This window comes from Peribacillus deserti (genome assembly GCF_016909175.1).
Lineage (GTDB): Bacteria > Bacillota > Bacilli > Bacillales > DSM-1321 > Paraperibacillus > Paraperibacillus deserti.
Genome location: NZ_JAFBFI010000011.1, coordinates 50584 through 74299 on the forward strand (window position 1 = coordinate 50584; position 23716 = coordinate 74299).

20 protein-coding genes are annotated in these 23716 nt (G+C 41.7%); 1 reads left to right on the forward strand and 19 read right to left on the reverse strand.

All coding sequences use genetic code 11. From position 1 onward, the window contains the following. Positions 1 to 11: 11 nt before the first annotated feature. The 16 genes from JOC77_RS12775 to JOC77_RS12850 form a co-directional block, all read right to left on the reverse strand. On the reverse strand, positions 12 to 1016 hold the full coding sequence (locus JOC77_RS12775; RefSeq protein WP_204543929.1) for an aromatic acid exporter family protein: 1005 nt from the start codon (positions 1014 to 1016) through the stop codon (positions 12 to 14). A gap of 233 nt (positions 1017 to 1249) precedes the next feature. Next, a complete protein-coding gene (locus JOC77_RS12780) occupies positions 1250 to 1972 on the reverse strand; it encodes an ATP-binding cassette domain-containing protein (RefSeq protein WP_204543930.1) in 723 nt (240 codons plus the stop codon). After that, positions 1965 to 2624 (reverse strand): amino acid ABC transporter permease, encoded by a 660-nt coding sequence (locus JOC77_RS12785; protein WP_204543931.1) that lies wholly within the window; start codon positions 2622 to 2624, stop codon positions 1965 to 1967. The genes JOC77_RS12780 and JOC77_RS12785 overlap by 8 nt, the downstream gene beginning before the upstream one ends. A gap of 101 nt (positions 2625 to 2725) precedes the next feature. Then, positions 2726 to 3523, reverse strand: a complete 798-nt coding sequence (locus tag JOC77_RS12790; protein ID WP_204543932.1) for a transporter substrate-binding domain-containing protein — start codon at positions 3521 to 3523, stop codon at positions 2726 to 2728. Between the two features lie 330 nt (positions 3524 to 3853). Then, entirely contained in the window at positions 3854 to 4291 is a 438-nt protein-coding gene (locus JOC77_RS12795) for a BrxA/BrxB family bacilliredoxin (RefSeq protein WP_204543933.1), read from the reverse strand. Between the two features lie 208 nt (positions 4292 to 4499). Continuing rightward, positions 4500 to 5573: a methylmalonyl Co-A mutase-associated GTPase MeaB gene (meaB, locus tag JOC77_RS12800; RefSeq protein ID WP_204543934.1), complete on the reverse strand. Its 1074-nt coding sequence runs from the start codon at positions 5571 to 5573 to the stop codon at positions 4500 to 4502. Beyond that, positions 5573 to 7741 carry a methylmalonyl-CoA mutase gene (gene scpA / locus JOC77_RS12805; protein ID WP_204543935.1) on the reverse strand — a complete coding sequence of 723 codons (2169 nt, stop codon included), beginning with the start codon at positions 7739 to 7741 and terminating at the stop codon, positions 5573 to 5575. The genes meaB and scpA overlap by 1 nt, the downstream gene beginning before the upstream one ends. Further along, positions 7742 to 9634 carry a methylmalonyl-CoA mutase family protein gene (locus tag JOC77_RS12810; RefSeq protein ID WP_204543936.1) on the reverse strand — a complete coding sequence of 631 codons (1893 nt, stop codon included), beginning with the start codon at positions 9632 to 9634 and terminating at the stop codon, positions 7742 to 7744. Between the two features lie 1053 nt (positions 9635 to 10687). Continuing rightward, on the reverse strand, positions 10688 to 11977 hold the full coding sequence (locus tag JOC77_RS12815; protein ID WP_204543937.1) for a dihydrolipoamide acetyltransferase family protein: 1290 nt from the start codon (positions 11975 to 11977) through the stop codon (positions 10688 to 10690). A 33-nt stretch (positions 11978 to 12010) separates the two neighbouring features. Continuing rightward, on the reverse strand, positions 12011 to 12994 hold the full coding sequence (locus tag JOC77_RS12820; protein WP_204543938.1) for an alpha-ketoacid dehydrogenase subunit beta: 984 nt from the start codon (positions 12992 to 12994) through the stop codon (positions 12011 to 12013). Beyond that, positions 12995 to 14002 (reverse strand): thiamine pyrophosphate-dependent dehydrogenase E1 component subunit alpha, encoded by a 1008-nt coding sequence (locus JOC77_RS12825; RefSeq protein WP_204543939.1) that lies wholly within the window; start codon positions 14000 to 14002, stop codon positions 12995 to 12997. It abuts the gene before it with no gap. A gap of 89 nt (positions 14003 to 14091) precedes the next feature. After that, positions 14092 to 15513 carry a dihydrolipoyl dehydrogenase gene (lpdA, locus tag JOC77_RS12830; protein WP_204543940.1) on the reverse strand — a complete coding sequence of 474 codons (1422 nt, stop codon included), beginning with the start codon at positions 15511 to 15513 and terminating at the stop codon, positions 14092 to 14094. A gap of 17 nt (positions 15514 to 15530) precedes the next feature. Beyond that, the gene (gene buk, locus JOC77_RS12835; protein ID WP_204543941.1) at positions 15531 to 16637 is read right to left on the reverse strand and encodes a butyrate kinase; all 1107 of its coding nucleotides are present in this window, start codon (positions 16635 to 16637) and stop codon (positions 15531 to 15533) included. Between the two features lie 89 nt (positions 16638 to 16726). Next, complete coding sequence (bcd, locus tag JOC77_RS12840; protein WP_204543942.1) at positions 16727 to 17824, reverse strand: branched-chain amino acid dehydrogenase; 1098 nt, start codon at positions 17822 to 17824, stop codon at positions 16727 to 16729. Positions 17825 to 17837: 13 nt separating this feature from the next. Further along, positions 17838 to 18764 carry a phosphate butyryltransferase gene (gene yqiS, locus JOC77_RS12845; RefSeq protein ID WP_204543943.1) on the reverse strand — a complete coding sequence of 309 codons (927 nt, stop codon included), beginning with the start codon at positions 18762 to 18764 and terminating at the stop codon, positions 17838 to 17840. Between the two features lie 129 nt (positions 18765 to 18893). After that, a complete protein-coding gene (locus JOC77_RS12850; protein WP_204543944.1) occupies positions 18894 to 20963 on the reverse strand; it encodes a sigma-54 interaction domain-containing protein in 2070 nt (689 codons plus the stop codon). 165 nt (positions 20964 to 21128) lie between these two features. Here JOC77_RS12850 and JOC77_RS12855 point away from each other — a divergent pair, with 165 nt between their 5' ends. Then, on the forward strand, positions 21129 to 21380 hold the full coding sequence (locus JOC77_RS12855; RefSeq protein ID WP_204543945.1) for a DUF2627 domain-containing protein: 252 nt from the start codon (positions 21129 to 21131) through the stop codon (positions 21378 to 21380). 41 nt (positions 21381 to 21421) lie between these two features. Here the strand turns inward: JOC77_RS12855 and JOC77_RS12860 are convergent, their stop codons facing one another. The 3 genes from JOC77_RS12860 to JOC77_RS12870 all read right to left on the reverse strand — a co-directional run bounded on the left by JOC77_RS12860 (position 21422) and on the right by JOC77_RS12870 (position 23687). After that, positions 21422 to 22159: a glycerophosphodiester phosphodiesterase gene (locus JOC77_RS12860; RefSeq protein WP_204543946.1), complete on the reverse strand. Its 738-nt coding sequence runs from the start codon at positions 22157 to 22159 to the stop codon at positions 21422 to 21424. Positions 22160 to 22336: 177 nt separating this feature from the next. Continuing rightward, positions 22337 to 22993 carry a M23 family metallopeptidase gene (locus tag JOC77_RS12865; RefSeq protein WP_204543947.1) on the reverse strand — a complete coding sequence of 219 codons (657 nt, stop codon included), beginning with the start codon at positions 22991 to 22993 and terminating at the stop codon, positions 22337 to 22339. A gap of 142 nt (positions 22994 to 23135) precedes the next feature. After that, on the reverse strand, positions 23136 to 23687 hold the full coding sequence (locus tag JOC77_RS12870; protein WP_204543948.1) for a DUF6241 domain-containing protein: 552 nt from the start codon (positions 23685 to 23687) through the stop codon (positions 23136 to 23138). Between the last annotated feature and the right edge of the window lie 29 nt (positions 23688 to 23716).

Sequence of the window (23716 nt, forward strand, 5' to 3'; positions counted from 1 at the left end):
ATAATCGCCACCTATGCTTTTTCCTTAGTTTTTACCTGTAATTTCGGTTTAATTCTTGTTTTATTTTTTGGGAAGCCCCTAAAGGCATCCTTGATAACTAAATATTGCTCAAGTTCATTAATGAGCTGCAATAAAGACGCTCTAATTTCGAATTCTTCTCTTGTCTTCGGCAGTTCCATATCCCTGAACTCCCTTCGCAGAGCTGCAAGCTTATCAAGGTAGACATATGCGGTATTATAAGGATGGATATGCTCACTAAGCTCTTCAATAAAAATCGCTATTTTTTTCCCCTGTTCAATCGTTGCCGGTATGGATGATACCAGCGGCAGCAGCCGTTCTATAATTTCAAATTGCTTTTGGCGCATACTAAAATAAACATAAAAAATATCTTCATTCCGGAGCACTCGGTTTTCAATTTCTTTAGAGGCCAGAGATTTAGCATCATTGAGCAGTTTCGAGGTCTCAGTGATTTCTTTTCCTGTCCACACGGTTTCATTTGTTCGTAAATAGTGAACAATTTCTTTAAAAATTACATGAAAGTTGTTTTCGACTTGTTCCTGATAGCTCATTAATTTATTGTCTACACTCGGCATGTATAAGTTCATGACTAAGGCAACGCCTATCCCTATGACTATCAATAACACTTCATTGTAAAAGAGACTCCATGTAACATGTGCCGATGAATAGAAATGCAGAATGATAACACTGCTGGTTACGATCCCTCCCTGCACATGGAGTGCAACGGTAACCGGGATAAACAAGAGGAGCATGATGCCGATGACAAGCGGATTATATCCCAGCATCTCGAAAAAGAATGCTGAAAATCCCATCGCAATCAAGCATGCCAGCAGCCTGTCCCAAGAGGTTCTAAGCGACCGCTTTTTCGTAACTTGAATGCACAGAATGGTTAAGATTCCTGCAGAAGCAAAGTTATTCAATCCGGCAACCTGGGCCAATGATATGGCCATTGCAGTACCTATCGCTGTCTTTAAAGTCCGGTATCCTATTCTAAACATACTCCAGCTCCAATTAATTGTTTAATATTTGTTTACTCAAATTCCAACAAATTCCTTGCAGGATTAAGTATTTAGCAATACTGTACCAGTTATCTTATGATCCGTAAAATTAGAAGACTGCAAAAGCAGCTGAAGAGATTTTATATACAAAAATAAGCGGACCTGACAAATCCGGCAGGCCCGCTTACTGTATAGCAAATTGATAGAGATGAAAACTTACTGCTGAATATGGATTAAAGAATTTTCTCCAAGAAATCCTTAGCACGCTGTGTTTTGGGGCTGCTGAAGAATTCTGAAGGCTTCGCATCCTCCACTAGCTGTCCTCCATCTAAAAATAATACGCGGTCCGCTACTTCTCTAGCAAAGCCCATTTCATGGGTGACAATGGCCATAGTCATACCTGTATGTGCCAGTGATTTCATGACTTCAAGCACCTCTTTCACCATCTCTGGATCAAGAGCTGAAGTCGGCTCATCAAAAAGCATTACTTCAGGGTCCATAGCAAGTGCTCTCGCGATCGCCACCCGCTGCTTTTGCCCCCCGGATAAACGGCTCGGATATTCATCAGCCTTTTCTGCCAGCCCTACTCTTTGCAGAAGGTCTCTGCCTTTTCCCTCTGCTTCCTTCTTCGTAAGTCCTTTTACCTTAATAGGAGCATATGTGAGGTTTTGAAGAACCGTTTTATGTGGAAAAAGATGAAAATGCTGAAACACCATTCCAACCTTTGCCCGAACTTTTAAAATATTAGTTTTCTTGCTGGTGATTTCTTCACCATTGATCCAGATGCTTCCTTCTGTCGGCTGTTCAAGCAGATTGATGCAGCGCAGCAAAGTGGATTTACCGGAACCCGACGGGCCAATAATAGCGACCACTTCACCTTCTTTAATACCGGTGTTTATACCTTTTAGGACCTCAAGCTTCTCAAAATTCTTATGAAGATTATCTATTTTAATCACTGCGTCTCATTCTCCTTTCTACCAGCTTTCCGGCAATAGTCAAAATCATGACAAGCACATAATAAACGAGACCGGCAATCAGGATTGGCTCAAAGAATCGATAGCTTTGTCCTCCAACGATGTATGCCCTTCTCATAATATCATTCAAGCCGATAATTGTAACAACCGCAGATTCCTTTGTTAAAGTGATCATTTCGTTCATCAAGGCAGGCAAAATATTTTTCATGGCCTGTGGGAGAATGATATCTGTCATCATCTTTCTATAAGGTACACCCAGAGCAACTGCCGCCTCCTTTTGTCCCTTATCCACAGCCAGAATTCCTGCTCTTATAATTTCAGAAATATAGGCAGCTGAATTCAGCCCAAATGAAAGAAAGGCTGCCGTAAACGGTTCAATCTGAATTCCGAATACTTGCGGAGAACCGAAGTAAATCAGCATGAGCTGCAGGACCAGAGGCGTTCCTCTAAAAATAGACGTATAAAAGTCAGCCAGCCAGTTAAGAGGCTTAATAGAGCTGATTTTGAATAGTGATAGGATTATGCCAAGCGCAAATCCTAAAAGGGCGGCCAAAGCGACTACTTGTAATGTAATATATATGCCTTCTAGAATATAAGGAAGAGAAGGCGTAACCCGGCTGAAATCTAAGTTCAATATTTTTCGTCCTTCCCATTCATTGATTTCGGTAAAAAGGAATGACTCTATTAGAAAAGTCATTCCTTTTATAAACTATCTCTCTAGTCATTCAAACTGATTTATTTCGCGTCACTGCCAAACCATTTAATAATCAGCTTTTCTAATTCGCCGTTTTCTTTCATTTTATTCAGCTCAGCGTTAAACTCTTTTGTAAGCTTGCTATCCTTTTGGAATGCAATAGCAGAACCCGCTTCACCTTCAACTGGGATTTCGTAGCTGACAAGATCCTTGTTATCCTCAAGGTAGCCTTTTGCTACTGTATCTTCAATGATTGCTGCATCTAAGCGGCCTGCAGAAATCTCCTGAATCAGCTCAGGAATTTTGTTTCTGCTATCAGCTTTCAGTTCAATTTTCTCTTTTTTCTTTAGATCAGCTGCAATTCCTTCCTGGATAGATCCCAGCTGCACTCCGACAGTTTTTCCATTAAGGTCCTGCTTGGATTTAATGCCGCTGTCTTTTTTTGTTACAATTAAATGTTTCGCAGAATAGTAGATATCACTGAAATCAACGCTCTTTTTGCGCTCTTCATTTGGCGTCATGCCAGCTAATACAAAATCGATCTGTTTGTTTTGTAAGGCTGTTACCAATCCATTAAACTCCATATCCTGAATTTCCATTTTGTATCCCAGATTCTTTGTAATAGCTTTAGCAATATCTACATCAAAACCGATGATTTCATCGCCTTTTGCTGTGTCTATATACTCAAATGGACGATAATCTGCCGAGGTACCCATCTTTAATACTTTAGTATCCTCTCCTTCTTCCTTGCCTCCGTTAGTTTTTTCGGAAGTGCCGCACGCTGAAAGCAATCCCATCAATAAAACGGCTGCAAAAACAACTGATAGCCACTTTTTCATGTAAAATATCCCCCTAAAGAATAGTAATCTGAAAATTATTATAAGTCAGTTTAATTCATTATGAACTATATCACCATAATTTTCAAGTTCCAAAACAAATGTTATATATATACGACAATTTGTATTTTAACACAGTTTGTTATAATTGAAAATAGCTTTTTTATGATTAAAAGTCATCATTACTTAATTATTCCAGAATATAGTTATTCATAATTATACATAAAACTGAATGGGTTAAAAATTTTTATACGATAGTTTTCTCAAATCAAAAGCCATTTATAGAAAATCAGCATAAAAAAACCCGTCCTAGGACGGGTTTTAACTTACTTCTTATAGTTCTTCACAATATTGTTCAAAATAAGACTGAAGTTTGTTTACAACAGACATTGGTTCATGTCCTTCAATTTCATGGCGTTCTACCATCGTTAATAATTTTCCATCCTTTAGTAAAGCAAACGATGGTGAAGATGGAGGATACCCTGTAAAAAAGCTTCTCGCTTTTTCTGTGGCTTCTTTATCCTGGCCTGCAAATACGGTGACAAGATGGTCCGGGCGCTTATCGAAATGAATGGAGTGGGCAGCAGCCGGGCGGGCGATTCCACCGGCACAGCCGCATACTGAGTTAACCATTACAAGAGTTGTTCCTTTTTCATTAAAAGCCGCTTCCACTTCTTCTGGGGTTTTGAGCTCCGAATAACCCGCAGCCGTAATTTCCTGTCTGGCCTGGCGTACTATATCATTCATGAATAAGTTAAAATCCATATTCAATGTGTTTTCCTCCTTTAAAAAATCTGTCCTTAATAATATATCAATTCAAATAGATAATCACAATGAAGGCGCCCTCAGCATGTTGATAAAATTTTTTTATTTCAGTTTAATATTACGCAGCAGGGGAAAGATATAAGTACATCTAGAACCATACCCCTAAACTCCCTAGATTGGATAGCGCAGATGCGCTATCCATTTTTCTTTATCCTTACTCTTTCATTGCATCCCGAAAATGATCGAATAATTCCTGAACAGCTTTCACCGCTGGTTTATTACCGGCCATTACCTCTTTCTGGGCCTCAGGGAGAAATTTTTGAACTACATGACTTTGATAAAATAGATTCGTAAGCTGTTCCGTAATTAGTGAACTCATCCAATCTTTTAATTGATCCTTGCGCCTTTGCTGAAGCACCCCCGAATTTCCGCAGACTTCTCTGAACTTCCCGATTACCTGCCAGAATTCTTCTATTCCGTCTAAGGTAAGAGATGAGCAAGTGTACGCTTTCGTTTCCCAGCCCGCTGTTGCCGGCTGAATAAAGTGGAGGATCCCGTTATACTCGTTTTTTGTTTTTTGGGCATAAGGGAGGTTGCTTCCGTCTGCTTTATTCACAATGATAGCGTCTGCAAGCTCCATAATCCCTTTCTTCATCCCCTGGAGTTCATCGCCAGCACCTGTTAATACTAAAAGTAAAAAGAAATCGACCATTTCTCTTACCATAGCTTCACTTTGTCCTACTCCTACTGTTTCCACTAGGATGACGTCAAAACCAGCTGCTTCACATAAGGTAATGCTTTCCCTGGTTTTTCGATGTACTCCGCCGAGCGTTCCACTTGTGGGAGACGGCCTGATAAAGGCCCTTGGATTTTTGGCTAGAGCTTCCATCCTGGTTTTATCTCCGAGAATACTGCCCCCGCTTAAAGAAGAGCTGGGATCTACAGCGAGCACAGCGACTCTGTGCCCCTTACTGCACAAATAGGTGCCAAGCGCTTCTATAAAAGTACTCTTCCCTGCCCCCGGCACTCCGGAGATTCCAATTCTAATGGAATCTGCTTTTATAGACTGCAGTTTTTCCAGGAGCATTTGAGCACTCTCAAAGTGACGGCTTGCATTACTCTCTATAAGAGTAATGGCCCTTGCAAGCTTAGCCCGGTCTCTCTCAATAATGCCTTTATATAAATCATCAATATCAGGAATCGACCCTGTATTCTTTTTAAATACTCTTTTTCTTTTGTCGGGATTCCCAGCCCTGCTGTCATTGTTTAGAAAATCATTCAAAGGCATTATTCAGACACTTCCTCATAGCCGAGGCAGGTATAAATTTCTTTAATAAGCAGCGCGGCAGCCCTCGGGATAATAGTTCCCGGTCCAAAGATTAACGATGCACCATGGTCCTTTAAAAATTGATAATCCTGAGCTGGTATAACTCCTCCGGCAATTATAAGAATATCCTCTCTCCCCAGCTTCTTAAGCTCTCTCTTCAACTCTGGCAATAATGTTTTATGCCCGCCGGCAAGAGAACTCATTCCAATTACATGTACATCATTCTCTACTGCCTGAAGTGCAGTTTCTTCCGGAGTCTGGAATAAAGGCCCGATATCTACATCAAACCCAAGGTCAGCGAAGGCCGTGGCTACTACTTTTGCACCTCTGTCATGTCCATCCTGCCCCATTTTGGCTACGAGAATTCTTGGCCGGCGCCCCTCATTTTGCGAGAATTCCTGGGTGAGATTCTGCACTTCCTTAATCTCGTCTTCATTCGAATACGAATGGCTGTAAATACCGCTTATTGATCGGATTATGGCTTTATGCCTGCCGGAAACAGATTCAATAGCATCCGAGATTTCCCCAACAGTTGCTCTTTCTCTTGCAGCCTCTACGGCAAGTTCAAGAAGGTTGCCGTGGCGGGTCCGGGCAGCTTCTGTTATAGCCTGAACAGCCTTCTTTACCCTCTCTTCGTTTCTTTCTTTTTTTAAAGTTCTTAATTTTTCAAGCTGGCTTTGACGAACGGCCGTATTATCTACTTCCAATATTTCAAGTTCATCTTCTTTTTCAAGGCGGAAGGCATTCACACCTACAATCATTTCTTTTCCAGAATCAATATGAGCCTGCCTTTTGGCAGCAGCTTCTTCAATCCTCATCTTAGGAAGCCCTGTCTCATTAGCCTTAGACATGCCGCCTAAGCTTTCTATTTCCTCAAGATGCGACCATGCCCGCTTGATTAGGCCGTCTGTTAATGCTTCAACATAGAAGGATCCTCCCCATGGATCAATTACAGAGGTGATTCCTGTTTCCTCCTGAAGATAGAGCTGGGTATTTCTCGCTATTCTTGCTGAAAATTCAGTTGGTAGAGCGATAGCTTCATCGAGTGCATTCGTATGAAGAGATTGAGTATGACCCATCGCTGCCGCATGTGCTTCGATTAACGTTCTAGTTACATTATTGAAAGGATCTTGTTCTGCCAGGCTCCACCCTGAGGTCTGGCAATGAGTTCTTAGTGCCAGAGATTTAGGATTTTTCGGCTTAAATTGTTTCATTAGTTTAGACCAGATAAACCGCGCTGCCCTTAGTTTGGCAACCTCCATAAAATAGTTCATGCCAATGGCCCAGAAGAAAGAAAGCCTGGGTGCAAATGTATCAATGTCAATCCCTGCGTCCATTCCGGTTTTGACATATTCCAGCCCATTTGCAAGTGTATAGGCAAGTTCAATATCCGCTGGCGCCCCCGCTTCCTGCATGTGATAGCCTGAGATCGAAATACTGTTGAACTTCGGCATATGCCTGGAGGTATATTCAAAAATGTCAGCAATTATTTTCATGGACATTTCCGGAGGATAAATATACGTATTCCGAACCATATATTCTTTTAAAATATCATTTTGGATAGTACCCGATAACTGCTCCCTGCTTACACCCTGCTCCTCGGCTGTGACGATGAAATAGGCCAATATTGGAAGAACGGCGCCGTTCATAGTCATGGAAACAGACATTTGGTCTAGAGGGATTTCATCAAATAAAATTTTCATATCATTTACAGAATCGATGGCCACTCCAGCCTTCCCAACATCACTGATGACGCGGGGATGATCTGAATCATATCCTCGGTGTGTAGCAAGATCAAATGCAACTGACAATCCTTTTTGGCCCATTGCCAGGTTTTTCTTATAAAAAGCATTAGATTCCTCTGCAGTAGAAAAACCAGCGTATTGCCTGACAGTCCAGGGCCTGTTCACATACATAGCAGGATACGGACCGCGGGTAAATGGCGCAATTCCTGGAAAGTTTAGATGATGGTCAAGATCCTTTACGTCCTCTGCGCTATAAACCGTTTTGAGAGGTATTTCTTCGTTCGTCTGATATGCCCGATCGTTATTTATAGGTGAAGAATGGGTTTCTTTTTTTTGTAAGACGGAAGATTCCATTTTTATACTTCGAAAGTTAGGTTTGGCCATTTAATGTTCACTCTCCATATCCTGAAAAATCTCACTGATGTATGCAAGGCTCGTGTTTGTATGGATAGTTCCATCCAAACCCGCCTGCTGCAGACTTCCCGCCAGAGGATCTTGAAGTTGTCCGGCAATATATATTTTTTTAGAAGGGTACTTCCGCTTAATGGCTCTTATGATACACTCTGCCATATTCTCGTAATCTGAATCACTTCCGCAGATACAGAAATGCTGTATATCAGGATTTTCATTTACCACTCCGAGCGCAGCCTGTTCACTTTGGATTTCTTTGCTCTGCACGGCAGGAATTCCTGCCGCCGAAAAGAAGCCGCTGATAAAATCTGCTCTTGGCTTGGTGGTCTTTAGAGAATTCAAGCTTATCAGGCCCATTTTTAGAGAAACACCTTGGTTTTCATTAAAATGTTCTGTGCTTTTTCTTATTTCTTCGATATTTAGTGGAAGCCTTTTTGGTGTTAACGGTGTAATGCTGTGTACACCGTACTTGGAGAAATCCAGCTCCTTCATAGCTGAATTCTGGTCTGTTATACGGACCGCTGTCTTTTTTTCATGTATATCCGCATATACATTCGTTCCTATGATTCTTTCTTTTCTTCTCAGTACAGAATCTGATTTTTCTTCGAACACTTTAGAAATCTGTCCTTGTATCCAGCCGCTCTCTAATATGGCAAGGGCACCGCCTCTATCCTCCATTTCGAGGAATGCATCCCATGCGGCTTTCGTTAACTGATCAGTTAAGTCTTCGATGTACCAGGATCCAGCTGCTGGATCCGCAACATATTTCAGATGGGCTTCTTCAGCCAAAATAAAGTGGATGTTACGAGCAATTCTATCTGAAAGTTCATTTTTGCCAGTTGAGATAGAATCAAAGGGATGCACCTCTAGATATTGGATTCCTCCGATAACAGCCGCAAAAGCCTGATTTGCACTTCTGAGGATATTTACATGAGAATCATAATAGGTTTGTGTGAAGGAGGAGGTTTCAGCATGAATTTCCATTTTGAATGCATTATGATCCGCTTTATATGACTTCCCTATCATCGACCATAAACGCCTGGCTGCTCTTAGCTTTGCCGCTCCCATAAAGAAGTTCGAATCTAAAGCAAACGAAAAAATCATTTTGCCCGCCGCAGTTTCTATGGAAAGACCATTTTCTTCGGCCCTGTGCAGATATTCAACACCCAGAGATAAAGCCATCGCCAATTCTTGTACAGCGTTAGCTCCAGCATTATGATAAACGGATGATTTGACAAGAATACTTTTAACGCCAGGCATAATGCTATCCATTTTTTCTATACGCCGGGCCCACTCTGCAAAAAAAAGCTCCTGCTTTTCTGGAAGCTGCCCCGTTTTAGCTGCTTCAGAGATAATATCTTCTGCTGCCACACCCCGGAAGGAAAAACTTCTTTGCAATGTTTGTGCTTCATCAGCCAGAGTGTAAAAAGAAGACTGCATTCCCTTTAAATCTAAATATAATGGAAGTCCTTTTTTTTCAATGCTCTCAACTAATTCTTCAAATGCTGAAGAATTTAGATCCTTCAATGAAGTAAAATCAAAACAAATCACATTTTGGCCGCTTAAGAGAATTTTCTCTATGCGCTTCAATAAGGCTTTGTAATCAGATTCCTTAAGCGTCTGGGTTATCCCCCAGGGACGGTCCTTATAGCCCTGAGATGAAATCCCTCTAGTAAAAGGATATTCCCCCGGCAGTTCCTCTTTTAGTGTTCCATCAAAATAGATGGGGTTTAATTGAATATCTTCATATGTATGCGTCTTTAAACTATCAATATTCTTTCCTTTTAGGCTTGCTTCAGCCGTTGTTTTCCATAAATCATAACCCGGATTAGGAAAGGTAAATTCTCGTATATCTTCTATTTTCATGTAATCGCTTTCACACCGGATAAAGTCCGATGTAAAGCTTTCCCCCTCCTATATTCATATAAAAATTCCTCTCCTATATTTTAGAACAGTCAGTATATTTGTGCAATTATATGAAGCTTGTATAACAAATAGCAAGGCCAGGCTGAAATATTATTTAATGAGTTAGAGGATGTTTTCTTCGTACTAGTAAAAAATAGAGATTATGACGATTCTAATGGCAGCAGCATACAGATGAATGAAATACTGCCTATAATTTTGTCTTTTTTCACCAAAACCTTAAAAGGCACTAACAGCTTGAAGCAGAAATTGGGGTTAAGCGTGTGGCGATAAGGCAGGCGATTACCGCTTCGAACCAAGCGGCTTCGAATTTAATTGGAAAAAGAAACAACTTTTTTAGGCGGTGGAAGGAAGAAAAATCTGCGCTAGCATAAACTATAGTGACGGGCACACAAAAAGGCTTGAGCGTCATCAGCATGAGGCAAAGACAATAAACATAAACCATGGCTGATTAGCGTACACCTTGAAACTTAAGCACAAATAATAGCAACCTAAGCATAAAACACAAATACTAAAGCATAAAACTTAAAAACAAAATCATAAAATGTAAAAACTTAAGCATAAAAGCTAAAGACATAAGCATTGGCCCCTATATATCCCGGATAGTTTAATCAAAACTTGATGTTAGGGGCAATAACTGCCGGCCTTAGATGATCTAAGACCGGTGACTGAATGAAAAATGTTATTTTTTACTTAAAAAAGGGCTTTTTCTTTAACAAAAAGCCTTGAAATAGCGAGTCCCGGCAAATTTGGATCATCAAAAACTGACCTGGCAACAGGCTGGACATTCTATGGGTTTAACCTCTTTTAGGTTTGAAGCAGTATGAACACCCGGTCTTTTTTAGACAAAAACCTCAGGTCAGGCTGGAATAGAAGATAATAAGGAACTCTATGCTTAGAATAGTAACGAGTTTTGAGTTTTCATATAAAAAACTGCACCTCCATTGTTAGTTTTGTGTCTAACAATGGAGGTGCAGTTCATTCCCGGCGTTTTTATTAGTAAATAGGAGTATTCTCTTTTGATGTATTCTCTAGTATATCTTTTACCCGCGCTAAGAAACGTCCGCATACTAGTCCATCCAGAACGCGATGGTCCAGAGACATACAAAGGTTTACCATATCGCGGACAGCGATCATTCCATCAATGATAACGGGTCTTTTAACGATAGACTCTACCTGCAGGATAGCCGCCTGGGGATAATTAATGATTCCCATAGACTGGACAGATCCAAAGGAGCCTGTGTTATTCACAGTGAATGTGCCGCCCTGCATTTCATCTGATTTAAGTTTCCCTGCTCTGACCTTCCCAGCCAATTCTGTGATTTCACGGGCGATTCCTTTAACAGTCTTCTCATCAGCATGTTTAATTACAGGAACATAAAGGGCATCTTCCGTAGCAACGGCAATCGAGATATTAATATCTTTCTTTTGAATGATCTTATCTCCGGCCCACATAGAGTTGATTTGCGGGAATTCTTTAAGAGCCTGCGCTACAGCCTTAACAAAGAATGCAAAGTAAGTTAAATTGAAACCTTCTGTCAGCTTGAATTCTTTCTTTAAAGAATCACGATAAGATACAAGCTTTGTCACATCAACCTCTACCATTGTCCATGCGTGCGGCGCTTCATGCTTGCTCCTAAGCATATTAGCAGCTATAGCCTTGCGTACTCCTGTAACCGGGATCTCTATATCACCCGCGGCGGCTGCCGGGATATTATAAGTCTCTGCTTTCTTTTGCTGAACAGGAGCTTCCTGCTTGGCTTGATGCTCGCTAGCTGCTGTTTGAGGAGCAGAGACTGGCTGCTCTTCCTTCGCCGCTGGCGGAATACCGCCAGCTTCTATAATGGCAAGCAGGTCTTTTCTCGTAATTCTTCCACCAGCACCTGACCCAGTTACCTGAGTTAATTCTATCCCGTTTTCCTGGGCAATTTTTAAAACGGCTGGTGAATATCTAGCTTTGTTTTGATTATTTTCAGGCTGCATCTTTTGTTCAGCAGCCGCTTTATTTTCTACGGGACTGTTTTTTACTCCCTCTGCCGCTCCGCCTGCTACTTCTATGGAACAGATAAATTCGCCGACAGAGAGCGTTTCACCCTCTTCAGCAATTAATTCTTTTATTGTTCCGGTAAAAGAAGAGGGAATTTCCGCGTTTACCTTATCGGTCATTACTTCCGCTATCGGATCATATTTATTTACTTGATCTCCAGGTGAAACGAGCCATTTGCTAATGGTGCCTTCTGTTACACTTTCTCCCAGCTGAGGCATTTTTAATTGTTCTATTGTCAACGTATATCCCTCCTTAAACTCTTTCTCAGCAAATTAGAACTCAGCCAGCTCTCTCATTGCTTTTTCTACCTTATCAGGATTAACCATAAAGAATTTTTCCATTGTAGGAGCATATGGCATAGCCGGAATATCAGGACCAGCTAATCGTTTAATCGGTGCATCAAGATCAAATAAACAATTTTCCGCTATGATCGCTGCTACCTCGCTCATTATGCTTCCTTCTTTGTTATCTTCAGTCAGCAGTAGTACTTTACCTGTTTTAGTTGCCGCTTCAATGATCGCTTCCTTATCCAATGGGTAAACTGTTCTAAGATCTAAAATATGAGTGGAGATGCCGTCACTCGCAAGCCTTTCTGCTGCCTGCAGGGCAAAATGTACGCATAGACCATAGGTGATTACCGTAATATCTTCGCCCTCGCGTTTAACATCCGCCTTCCCTATCGGCAGTACATAATCATCGTCAGGGACTTCTCCTTTTATAAGACGATAAGCGCGTTTATGTTCAAAGAATAATACCGGGTCTTCATCCCGGATCGCAGCTTTTAAAAGCCCTTTGACATCATAAGGTGTGGAAGGCATCACAATTTTAAGGCCAGGCTGGCCAGCAAATACCTTTTCCACCGATTGGGAATGATATAAAGCACCATGAACTCCGCCGCCGTACGGAGCTCGTATCACCATGGGACAGCTCCAGTCATTATTGGATCTATAGCGGATTCTAGCAGCCTCTGAAATAATCTGATTTACAGCAGGCATAATAAAGTCAGCAAACTGCATTTCAGCAATCGGCCTCATTCCATACATGGCTGCACCAATACCTACGCCTGCAATGGCGGACTCAGCCAGCGGAGTATCTATTACACGCGCCTCGCCAAATTGATCATACAAACCATGTGTAGCTTTGAACACCCCGCCTTTACGCCCGACATCTTCTCCCAGCACGAATACACGGGAATCTCTTTCCATTTCTTCTCTCATTGCCATGGTCACAGCATCAATATAAGAAATTACTGCCATCTAAAGTCCCCCCTGCTCCTCGGCATATACATATTTTAAAGCCTGCTCCGGCTCAGCATATGGAGCATTTTCAGCATAATCAGTAGCCTCATTTACGATCTGCATCACTCTTTTATTGATTTGTTCTTCCAGATCGTCATTGAGCACGCCTGTTTCCTTCAAGTATGCTCCGAAGGTGATGATCGGATCTTTCGTTTTAGCTTCCGCCACCTCATCTGGTGCCCTGTAGATCCGGTCATCGTCATCACTTGAGTGGGCTGTCAGACGATAAGAAACCGCTTCGATCAGCGTAGGCCCTTCTCCACGCCGTCCTCTATCTGCTGCTTCTTTTACAGCTCCATACACGTCTAACGGATCATTTCCATCTACCGTTATTCCAGGCATTCCATAACCGATGGCTCTGTCTGAAACTTTTTCACAGGCAAGCTGTTTTTCGATTGGAACCGAAATCGCGTATTTATTATTTTCACACATGAAAATTACGGGTAATTTATGTACTCCGGCAAAATTTGCCCCTTCATGAAAATCTCCCTGATTGGAAGAACCTTCTCCAAACGTAACAAAGGTTACAAGATCTTTGCCCTCCATCTTGCCAGCAAGAGCAATGCCAACTGCATGCGGAACCTGCGTGGTTACAGGAGAGGATCCTGTTACAATGCGGTTGCTTTTTTGTCCAAAGTGACCAGGCATTTGTCTTCCGCCTGAGTTAGGATCTTCTGCTTTCGCAAAGCCTGAAAGCATCAGCTCTTTTGCCGTCATCCCAAAAGAAACCACTACGCCTACATCTCGGTAATAAGGAAGAACATAATCTTTATCCCTGTCAAGGGCAAATGCCGCTCCCACCTGTGCAGCCTCCTGTCCCTGGCAGGAGATGACAAACGGAATTTTCCCAGACCGGTTTAAGAGCCACATGCGCTCATCAATCCGGCGGCTCAGAAGCATCTTTTCGTACATAGCTAATACGGTTTCATCACTTAGACCTAAGCCTCTATGGCGATTTTCAACCATGCAAAACCCTCCTATTAATTCTTTTTCATAATTAGATATTCTTTTTGTCTTCCTTCAGCTGCAAAATTATTACATGGTTATAACAGGTGTTAGGAATGGATAGCAAGGCCATCTACCGCCTGCGCGGCTTCGCCAATTGCTTCCGAGAGTGTTGGGTGCGGGTGGATGGTATGACCAATTTCCCAAGGAGTAGCATCCAAAACTTTCGCTAATCCTGCCTCTGAGATCATATCTGTCACATGCGGACCGATCATATGGACTCCAAGCAGATCATCATTCTCTTCGTTTGCAATTATTTTTACAAAACCATCTGATTCCCCATATACTAAGGCCTTGCCAATTACCTTAAACGCGAATTTTCCAGTTTTAATCTTAAAGCCTTTTTCTTTTGCTTCCTCTTCAGTCAAGCCCACACTTGCAGCTTCCGGACTTGAGTAGATGCACTTGGAAATAGTCGTGTAATCAATGGGTGCTGGGTTTTTTCCAGCTATATGTTCTACGGCAGTAATACCTTCATGGGAAGCTACGTGTGCAAGCTGCAGCCCTCCGATAACATCGCCGATTGCATAGATATGGGATTCTTTAGTTTGATAAAAAGAATTCGTTTGAATATATCCCTTTTCAGTCTGAATCTCTGTATTTTGCAGCCCGATTCCTTCTGTATTAGCCATCCGCCCTACTGAGACAAGAATCTTTTCAGCTTCATATGCTTGAACCTCATTTTTTACTTCAGCAGAAATTCTGGCTTTATCCGTTTTTTCAAGAGTCTCTGGCAGTACTTTTGCACTTGTAACAAATGTTACTCCCCTCTTCTTTAGGAGCCTTTGCATTTCTTTTGAGATTTCTTTATCTTCTGTAGGAAGGATCCGGTCTGCATACTCAATTACAGTTACTTCTACACCAAAATCAGCAAGCATGGAGGCCCACTCGATCCCGATTACACCTCCGCCTACAATAATGATTGATTTCGGGAGTTCTGTCATCTGCAGCGCTTCATCCGAGGTTAATACCTTTTGGCCGTCAATCTCCAGCCCAGGCAAAGATCTTGGTCTGGATCCGGTAGCAATGATAACATTCTTTGGAATAAGCATTTCATTTTCTTCGCCGCTGTTCATCTCCACAGAAATTGTCCCGGGCATTGGTGAAAATATGGAAGGCCCCAAGATTCTTCCTAGCCCCTGATATACATCAATTTTTCCTTTTTTCATCAAAAATTGGACACCGTTGTGCAGCTGTTCCACAATTTTATCTTTTCTTTCCTGCACTTTAAGGAAGTTTAGCCCGACTTCACCTGTTGTAACGCCGAATTCCTCACTTTTCTTAGCTGTGCTGTAAACTTCCGCACTCCTTAATAAGGCTTTTGACGGGATACAGCCCTTATGAAGGCATGTCCCCCCAAGCTTCCCTTTTTCAACGATTGCTGTTTTTAATCCTAGCTGCGAAGCCCGGATGGCAGCAACATACCCGCCGGTTCCTCCACCGAGGATCACTAAATCGTATTCCTGTGCCATATCTATTTCACTCCTAATTATAAGGTCAGCGTTTTGTTAGTTGAGTTAGGATATTGTTTAGCCTTTTCTTCTCCAGCCAGCACCCTCAATGCACCTTCTGCAAGGGCCTGAAGTTCATTTTCTCCAGGATGGACAATCACGTCTGCAATCCAGTTTACCCTTTTGGAGATGGCGTTCACAAACTCTTTGCTATAAGCAAGGCCGCCGGTTAATATGATGGCGTCTATTCTTCCTTCTAACACGGCACTTTGAGATCCAATCTCCTTAGCTACCTGGTATGCCATCGCCGAATAAATTTGTTCAGCTTTCTTGTTCCCTGAAGCTATCATCTTTTCTACCTTCACGGCATCGCTCGTTCCTAAATATCCTGCCATACCGCCCTTGCCAACAAGCATTTTCATGAGCTCATCTCGGTAGTAATCCCCGGAAAAACATAGCCTGATTAGATCTCCAGCCGGAACAGTCCCTGCTCTTTCAGGACTGAAGGGACCGTCTCCGTGAAGTCCGTTATTTACATCTACAACTCTGCCTTTTTTATGAGCTCCAACCGTTATTCCACCGCCCATATGAACAACAATCAGATTCAGCTCTTCATATTTTTTCCCTAATTCTCTGGCCGCTCTTCTTGCAACTGCTTTTTGGTTCAAAGCATGAAAAATACTTTTTCTTTCTATTAAGTTAAAACCTGATATCCTGGCTATTGGATCTAATTCATCAACAACAACTGGATCTACAATGTATGCAGGAATATTAAGGCCCCCTGCAATCTCATAGGCGATGATTCCTCCGAGATTAGAAGCGTGCTGCCCGCTAAATCCTTCTTTAAGGTCTTTCAGCATTAAGTCATTAACTTCATACGTCCCGCCTTCAATAGGCCGCAGCAGACCTCCACGCCCGCAGACTGCATTTAATTTCGAAATGTTTATGCCTTCCCTGTCTAATGTTTGAAGGATAATATTCTTTCTAAATTCGTACTGGTCAAAAATATTTTCAAAAGCATTTGTTTCTTCTGGTTCATGGCGTATGGTTCTTTCAAGAAGAGGAACATCATTATCAAAAACACCTATTTTGGTGGAGGTAGATCCTGGATTGATGACAAGTATCCGCTTATAGTATCCCTGCATTTACACACCTCCAATAGCAAAGAAAAGGACAGCGGTAAAAAGCCTGCGATCCTGTCTCTGCTGTATTTCCTTTTATAACCGATTCTCTTTTAGCGGCGTCTGTTTAGAATATGCTTGCCATTTTGAAGATAAAGATTGGTAGAAGTCCTTACACTCTCAATTCGTTCCTCTGCCATCAGGTCAGCTGCCCTGTATGTTGGTATACCGTCGCGTTTAGCAATCTCAATTACTTTTTCAATGTTATTGTAAATGAGTTCAACCTTTTTCATCGCCCGTTCACGATTGTAGCCGTACAACTCGTCTGCTACATTGATAACCCCGCCGGCATTTATTACATAATCCGGCGCATAAACAATACCCATTTCATGAATTAAATCCCCGTGTTTTGTCTCTTTCAGCTGATTGTTAGCTGCACCGGCAATTACTCTGGCTTTTAGCTGAGGGATTGTAGCATCATTAATAACAGCCCCAAGCGCACATGGAGCGTAAATATCACATTCTACTCCATAAATATCCTGTGGATCTACCGCTTTAGCACCAAATTCATCAACAGCCATTTTGACAGCTTCCTTATTAATGTCCGTAACGATCAGTTTAGCTCCTTCTTCATGAAGATGGCGGCAAAGGTTATAAGCAACATTTCCAACGCCTTGAACGGCAATTACCTTGCCCTCAAGAGAGTCATCCCCGAACGCAGCCTTAGCAGCTGCTTTCATTCCGCGGTATACTCCATAGGCAGTAACCGGTGATGGGTTGCCGGATGAGCCGAATGCAGGAGAAATTCCTGTAACATAATCTGTTTCTTCATGTATTAAATCCATGTCCGCTACAGTGGTCCCCACATCTTCCGCTGTAATATAGCGGCCATTTAAGCCTTGAATATATCTGCCGAATGCCCGGAACATTGCTTCGTTTTTATCTTTTTTAGGATCTCCTATAATAACAGTCTTTCCACCGCCCAGATTTAATCCAGCGGCCGCATTTTTATAGGTCATCCCTCTTGCAAGGCGCAGTGCATCTTCAATTGCGGCTTCTTCTGATTCGTAAGTCCACATGCGTGTTCCGCCAAGTGCAGGTCCGAGAGTTGTATCATGAATAGCTATAATAGCTTTCAGGCCTGATCTTTTATCCTGACAGAAAACCACTTGCTCATAATCGTATGTTTCAAGGTATTTAAAAATTTCCATTTTAAAGCTCCTCTCAAGTATGCGGATTAATTTTGTCATTTGAAACAGAGCAGATAGCCAAAGCCAGCGAAAAAAGTTTGCTTTCGGCAGAATCTGACCTGGACGTTAATACTATTGGGGCTCTTGCACCGGCAATTACAGCTCCTACTTTCGCCCCTGCAAAATAGACGAGCGATTTGTACAGGCTGTTGCCTGTTTCGATATTCGGTACAAGCAGGATATCTGCCATTCCGGCTGCTTCGCTTTGAATGCCCTTATGTTCAGCCGCTGCTGCTGAAATTGCTATATCCAGAGCGAGCGGACCGTCAACTATACAGTCCTTAATCTGTCCGCGTCGGTTCATTTGTGCCAGCAGCGCTCCATCCACAGTAGCTGGCATCTTAGGATTCACCACTTCAACCGCTGCAAGTGCGGCTACCTTAGGCATTTCTATACCAATGCTTCTGGCAATAGCAACGGCATTTTTGATAATATCAGCCTTGGCCGTAAGGTCGGGCGATATATTCATGGCCGCATCAGTAATAAAAATCATTCTAGTTTGTCCGGGAATCTGGAACGCGGCTACATGTGACAGCATGTTTTCCGTCCGAAGTCCTGCTTCCTTGTTCAGTACGGCTTTTAAAATAACAGCTGTTGATATATTCCCCTTCATTAAGACGCTTGCTTCATTTAGACGGACCGATTGTACTGCAAGTTCTGCAGCTTTTTCGATAGAGGCAGCATGATAAATATCAATACTGCTATGCTCTGATAAGCCTTTTTGCTTAGATTCCAGCAGATGCTCAATTTTATCGCTGTTCCCAAACAAATGAAACCTCGCAAGTCTCTGCTCAATAGCTGCTGCAACGGCATCAATCACTTCTCCATCGTCCGCCGCGGCCACAGCCACTGTCATATCACTCATCCGGGCAGCTTTTTCCAGTAATACTTCTAAATTCATTTATCCATCTCCCTGCTTAGGAAGTAGTTACCCACTTATGTACTAATGCAATAATCGTGCCAACATTTAAAGGTCTGTTTATAGCCTTTAGCCGCAGACTAATCTGCAATAATTTGCATACCCTGCAAATTATTGCAGGCCAACATCTTCAATTTTATATTTTTCGAGTTTATAATATAAATTTCGGATAGAAATTCCTAAGGCTCTTGCTGCAGCCGTCTTGTTTCCCCCAAATTGCTGTAGAGAATTCGTAATTAAGGCAGCTTCAAACTCTTCTACTTTACGGGCAAGATTGGCAGACTCATCTAGCTCCAAGAATTGTGTGGAGATATCCTTTTTCTGTTCCGTCTCAAAAATTTCAGGAAGATGGCTTACTTCTATCCGAGTCTCATGGAGTTTCATAAAGATCATGGCCCTGCCTAAAATATTCTCCAGTTCTCTAACATTGCCTGGCCACCTGTATCTTTTCAGTCTTTCCAGAGCCTCGGTTGTAATGCCTTCGATATTTCTTCCATATTCCTGATTTAACTTCTGGATTAAATATTTGCTTAGTGGTTCAATATCTTCTTTTCGGTTTCTAAGCGGAGCGATATGAATCGGCATCCGGTTCAGCCTGAAATACAGGTCCTCACGAAAGCCGCCGCTTTTAATTGCTTTTTCAAGATTAACATTGGTTGCTGCAATAATTCTGACATTGATGGGCATAGCTTTTGTTGCTCCCACTTTCATGATTTCCCTCTCCTGCAGTACGCGGAGCAGTTTAGCCTGTGTTCCTGCCGATATCTCTCCAATCTCATCCAGAAAAATACTCCCATTATTCGCCTCTTCAAAAAGACCTCTTTTCCCCCCTCTTCGCGCACCAGAAAAAGCTCCCTCTTCATAGCCGAAGAGTTCACTTTCAAGCAGCGATTCAGAAAGGGCAGCACAATTCACTCTGACAAACTTATTGAACTTTCTATCACTTGCATTGTGGATGGCATGAGCAAAAAGTTCCTTTCCTGTTCCGGACTCCCCGCGCAGCAGTATGGTGGCAGGCGTCTCTGCTGCAAGCTTTGCCTGTCCAATGGCAATTTCCATTTCTTCAGACCTGCCGATAATATCTTCGAACGAGTATTTTGCTTCAAGTGTTCTTATAATCTGCCTGGCTCTGCTCAACTCCCGGGTTAGATTTTGGATCTCTGACATATCATGAATAACACCAACGCTGCCCTTCAGCCTTCCATCCACTATAACCGGTGCCACATTCACAATGACTTCTTTTTTGTTAGGACCTACACGCATCTTCGCTCCCCTTACAGTCCTTCTTGTTTTAAGGACCTGCATATGCATGCTTTCTCCTTCAGAGATATCAGCTGTAGCCGGCTGTCCTATCACTTCTTCTTTTTTAAGGCCTGTAATTCTCGTATAAGCGGGATTGATTAAAATGCCTCTTCCTTCTTCATCAACAACGGAGATTGCTTCATCACTGGACTGGATGATAGCCTCAAGCATGACCTGTATGGATTTTAGGTTCGTAATTTCCTCTGCAAGGTTCACTACCCTGGTTATATCTTTAAATACAGCAAATGCTCCAATACTTTGACCATTTTCTTTGACCATCGGCATCCGGGTCGTAATAATTTTACACCCGTTTTGCAGAATTTGCTCTTTGTTCGCTTCTACCCGCTGTGAGATAAGAATTTTTGGAAGCCGGCTCGTTGGAATTACGTCTAATATACCTTTTCCCAGCGCCTCATCCGCAGGAACCCCTGTTATTCTTTCTGCACTTTTATTAAAGATGATGATCCGGCTGTCCTTATTAACAACTATCATTCCATCATCGGTCGAGTCAAAGATTAAGTTATGGGTATAAGTTTGTTCCTGTAACTCTTTAATCAGAATTTCTTTTTCTTTAAAGACCTTCGCTAGAATCTCAGCTACTGCACCTGGCACAAGAACCGTATCTGGATGTTTAGTGTTCCGGATGCTTTTAAAAACCGCTTCACTTCCTGTTACTTCAATAATAATGTCTAAATTTTGATCAATAAACTCCCGCCAGTCTGAGCCTGTCTGTATTCCCATCTGTTTAGCAAGCAAAATGCCAGGGGCATTTTCATTCATATCTACAATAGATGTAACTTTCAGATATTTAGTTTCCTCAAGCATCTTTAAAATAGCCGTTCCGCCATTCCCAGCACCGATGATCAATACATTTTGCATTTATGTTTTCATCTCCTAAGAGAGATTTGCAATTTTTTTCATGTGATGATTATGCAATTTTTTTCATACTTACTTAAATTTTAAGGGAATCAGTGCGTCTTGACAAATTTTTAATATAAACTATGATTTGTTGTAGGACGAATATTTACAGAAGGGACTCCTCCTATGAAGCGATTTATTGCCGTTTTGATCTTATTTATCCCCGGAGCATTAGCCGTTTATGGAATAAAACTTATGAGAGATATGCTGTTTGCCATTTTACAGCCTCCTTTTACTGCATTTTGGCTGCAGTTTTTATGCGGGCTTATATTTTGTTTAGGCGGCATTGGATTTGTAGCTGGCTTTGTTTTACACCGCGATAGAAAGCGAAATAAAGTGCAGGATCGATTTAAGAATCCACGACGCACATCTCTATAAATAACTAAATCCCAGCTGCTGTCCAGCTGGGATTTTTAATATTATGATTTGTTTCTGCTAATTTTCCTGGACCGGACAGCTTTTTCAGGGAAATCTGTAAAAAATGCGCTGCATTTGATATCAATCAGCCGCTTCATATGGGCTTCACTATTCACCGTGTAAGGACGGACGGCAATGCCTGCTTTCATTGACTCTATAATCATACTGTCTGAAATCACTTTAATGCTGGGATGAATCGCCTTTCCTCTAATAGATCTCGCATAAATCCAAGGCATAAAAAGACCATTGCTGTAAATGGGTGCAATCTCGATTTCAGGTGCAAGCTGGAAGCAGTGCACAATGCTGTAATGATTAAAGGAAGATAAAATAATTCGTTCCTGAAGATTGAATTTTCTTATCAGCCCGATCACTTTTTCTTCCAATCCAGGGTAGGGATAAACTCCGTTTTTCAGTTCAATATTACAGATAAGAGCAGTATATTTAAACCACAGAAAGAACTCTTCTAAAGTTGGAATGCTGGTTTTTCCATATTGTTTTGTAAATTTATGGCTTGCATTGAAAGCTTTGATTTCATCAAAATTTAAATCCTTAACATACCCCTTGCCATTCGTGGTCCTATCTACTGATTCATCATGAATGATAACAACCTGTCCATCTTTGCTAAGCTGAACGTCCAATTCAATTCCTTCTGCTCCAGATCTTAATGCCTCGTGAAACGACATCATTGTATTTTCCGGATGAGTGCCTGCTGATCCCCTGTGTGCAAAAATTTGAGTCACCTGAACAATCCTCCCTGCTATAAAGCGATTCTTCTAATAACTATTACATATTGTACAGGAAATGCCTATTTTTTCTGAAAGCAGGAAATTCAAGTTTGTATAGACTAATGTTATTCTGCAGGGAAGAACGCCTATGCCAGTGAACCGCGGAAATTCATAGAACACCATTACGCTCCTTTATACATTGACAATTCTCACACCGGTGGATAAAGCACCATATATATTTACTTTTCCAAAATCAGAGGTAACAATGGTGTAAACGTCCTTTTGGGGATTTCCAACTATATTATATTGAAGCCCTGCATACTTTTTAGGATTTAAGTAGCCAATTTCGTTTCCTTTCACTGCTGCTTGATCAAGCGGATAGACTCTCCACGACTCCGCCTCAGAAGGAAGAATAATCATTTTCTTTTTTTCTTTTGGAACTTCTTGAATAGCACCTATATAATCAAGAGGGTTGACAGCATTCGTTTTAGCTCCGTTCCATCTTCCTCTGTGCAGCTCAAAGTGAAGATGCTGCCCTTTCGCGTCACCCGTACTGCCCATGTAGCCGATAACCTGCCCTTGCTTGACATAATCACCAGGTTTACATTTTCGAGAGCCTTTTCGCATATGTGCATAGACCGTTTCATATGGTTGTCCATTTATGCTGTGCTGTATAAAAATCACTTCACCATAGCTGTCAGATACATATGAACGAGTCACTGTACCTGCAGCGGCTGCTTTCACAGACACATTGCCCGGGAGTGCAAGGTCAAGACCGAAGTGTTTCGGGTTCGACCTTATTTGGAAGGGATTTGTTAAAACTCCGAGAGACGGCTTAATAAAATCCATGATATCACCCCTATAAAACCAAATTTACTATATACTATGCAGCTCCTTTTCCTCCCGCTACAGGCTGTCCGCCTTTACTCAAATAAAAAACACCTTGTAAAAGGTGCTGGAACTTTTAATGAGATACAAAGCTTGGTGTTCTCTATTCTTCAATTTCGTAATGCTCTTCAATAAATGCTTTTTCTTCTTCAGCTGACATAATGCCAGTAGCTTCACCCACATTCCCTTCTTGAAGCCTCCAAATTTCATTATGTTCTTTATCAATTTCCGAAAAATTATTTTTTAGCCAGCGATTAAGAATGTGCATATATAATTCTGATTTCTCGTAGTTCGTTTCATTCTTCTCTACTACTGATATTAACCGTTCAACTCGGTCTTTCGTTAAAGGAATAAAGCCCCATTTATCATCAGCAATGATTTTCTGGTGTGTCATTCCATGAATCGCGTCTTGTACTTCATATTCGTCCATTTCCATAGGAAATTCTTTTTCAATTGGCTCCTTTCTTTTTTCTGCTACTTCAATTATTTTTCCTCCAGCAGGTGTACTTTCTTCTTTGACCTTTAAAATTTCTTTTCCACGATCCGGCTTAGCTTGCTGCGATCCAGCTAGATAGAAGTAAATACCAGCGGACAAAACCGCTAAAATCAACACAGAGCTAAATACACCTACTGATATTTTCACTATATTTTTCATGCTAAACTCCTTTCATGGCTGTGCTTTCC

What these genes read in the sequence shown, in the direction of transcription:
- lpdA (WP_204543940.1), bottom strand. Translation starts at nt 15,513, where the DNA reads ATGGCACAGGAATACGATTTAGTGATCCTCGGTGGAGGAACCGGCGGG.
- JOC77_RS12810 (WP_204543936.1), bottom strand. Translation starts at nt 9,634, where the DNA reads ATGAAAATAGAAGATATACGAGAATTTACCTTTCCTAATCCGGGTTAT.
- JOC77_RS12820 (WP_204543938.1), bottom strand. Translation starts at nt 12,994, where the DNA reads ATGGCAGTAATTTCTTATATTGATGCTGTGACCATGGCAATGAGAGAA.
- JOC77_RS12775 (WP_204543929.1), bottom strand. Translation starts at nt 1,016, where the DNA reads ATGTTTAGAATAGGATACCGGACTTTAAAGACAGCGATAGGTACTGCA.
- JOC77_RS12790 (WP_204543932.1), bottom strand. Translation starts at nt 3,523, where the DNA reads ATGAAAAAGTGGCTATCAGTTGTTTTTGCAGCCGTTTTATTGATGGGA.
- meaB (WP_204543934.1), bottom strand. Translation starts at nt 5,573, where the DNA reads ATGCCTTTGAATGATTTTCTAAACAATGACAGCAGGGCTGGGAATCCC.
- JOC77_RS12850 (WP_204543944.1), bottom strand. Translation starts at nt 20,963, where the DNA reads ATGCAAAATGTATTGATCATCGGTGCTGGGAATGGCGGAACGGCTATT.
- yqiS (WP_204543943.1), bottom strand. Translation starts at nt 18,764, where the DNA reads ATGAATTTAGAAGTATTACTGGAAAAAGCTGCCCGGATGAGTGATATG.
- JOC77_RS12870 (WP_204543948.1), bottom strand. Translation starts at nt 23,687, where the DNA reads ATGAAAAATATAGTGAAAATATCAGTAGGTGTATTTAGCTCTGTGTTG.
- scpA (WP_204543935.1), bottom strand. Translation starts at nt 7,741, where the DNA reads ATGGCCAAACCTAACTTTCGAAGTATAAAAATGGAATCTTCCGTCTTA.
- JOC77_RS12855 (WP_204543945.1), top strand. Translation starts at nt 21,129, where the DNA reads ATGAAGCGATTTATTGCCGTTTTGATCTTATTTATCCCCGGAGCATTA.
- JOC77_RS12825 (WP_204543939.1), bottom strand. Translation starts at nt 14,002, where the DNA reads ATGGTTGAAAATCGCCATAGAGGCTTAGGTCTAAGTGATGAAACCGTA.
- buk (WP_204543941.1), bottom strand. Translation starts at nt 16,637, where the DNA reads ATGCAGGGATACTATAAGCGGATACTTGTCATCAATCCAGGATCTACC.
- bcd (WP_204543942.1), bottom strand. Translation starts at nt 17,824, where the DNA reads ATGGAAATTTTTAAATACCTTGAAACATACGATTATGAGCAAGTGGTT.
- JOC77_RS12865 (WP_204543947.1), bottom strand. Translation starts at nt 22,993, where the DNA reads ATGGATTTTATTAAGCCGTCTCTCGGAGTTTTAACAAATCCCTTCCAA.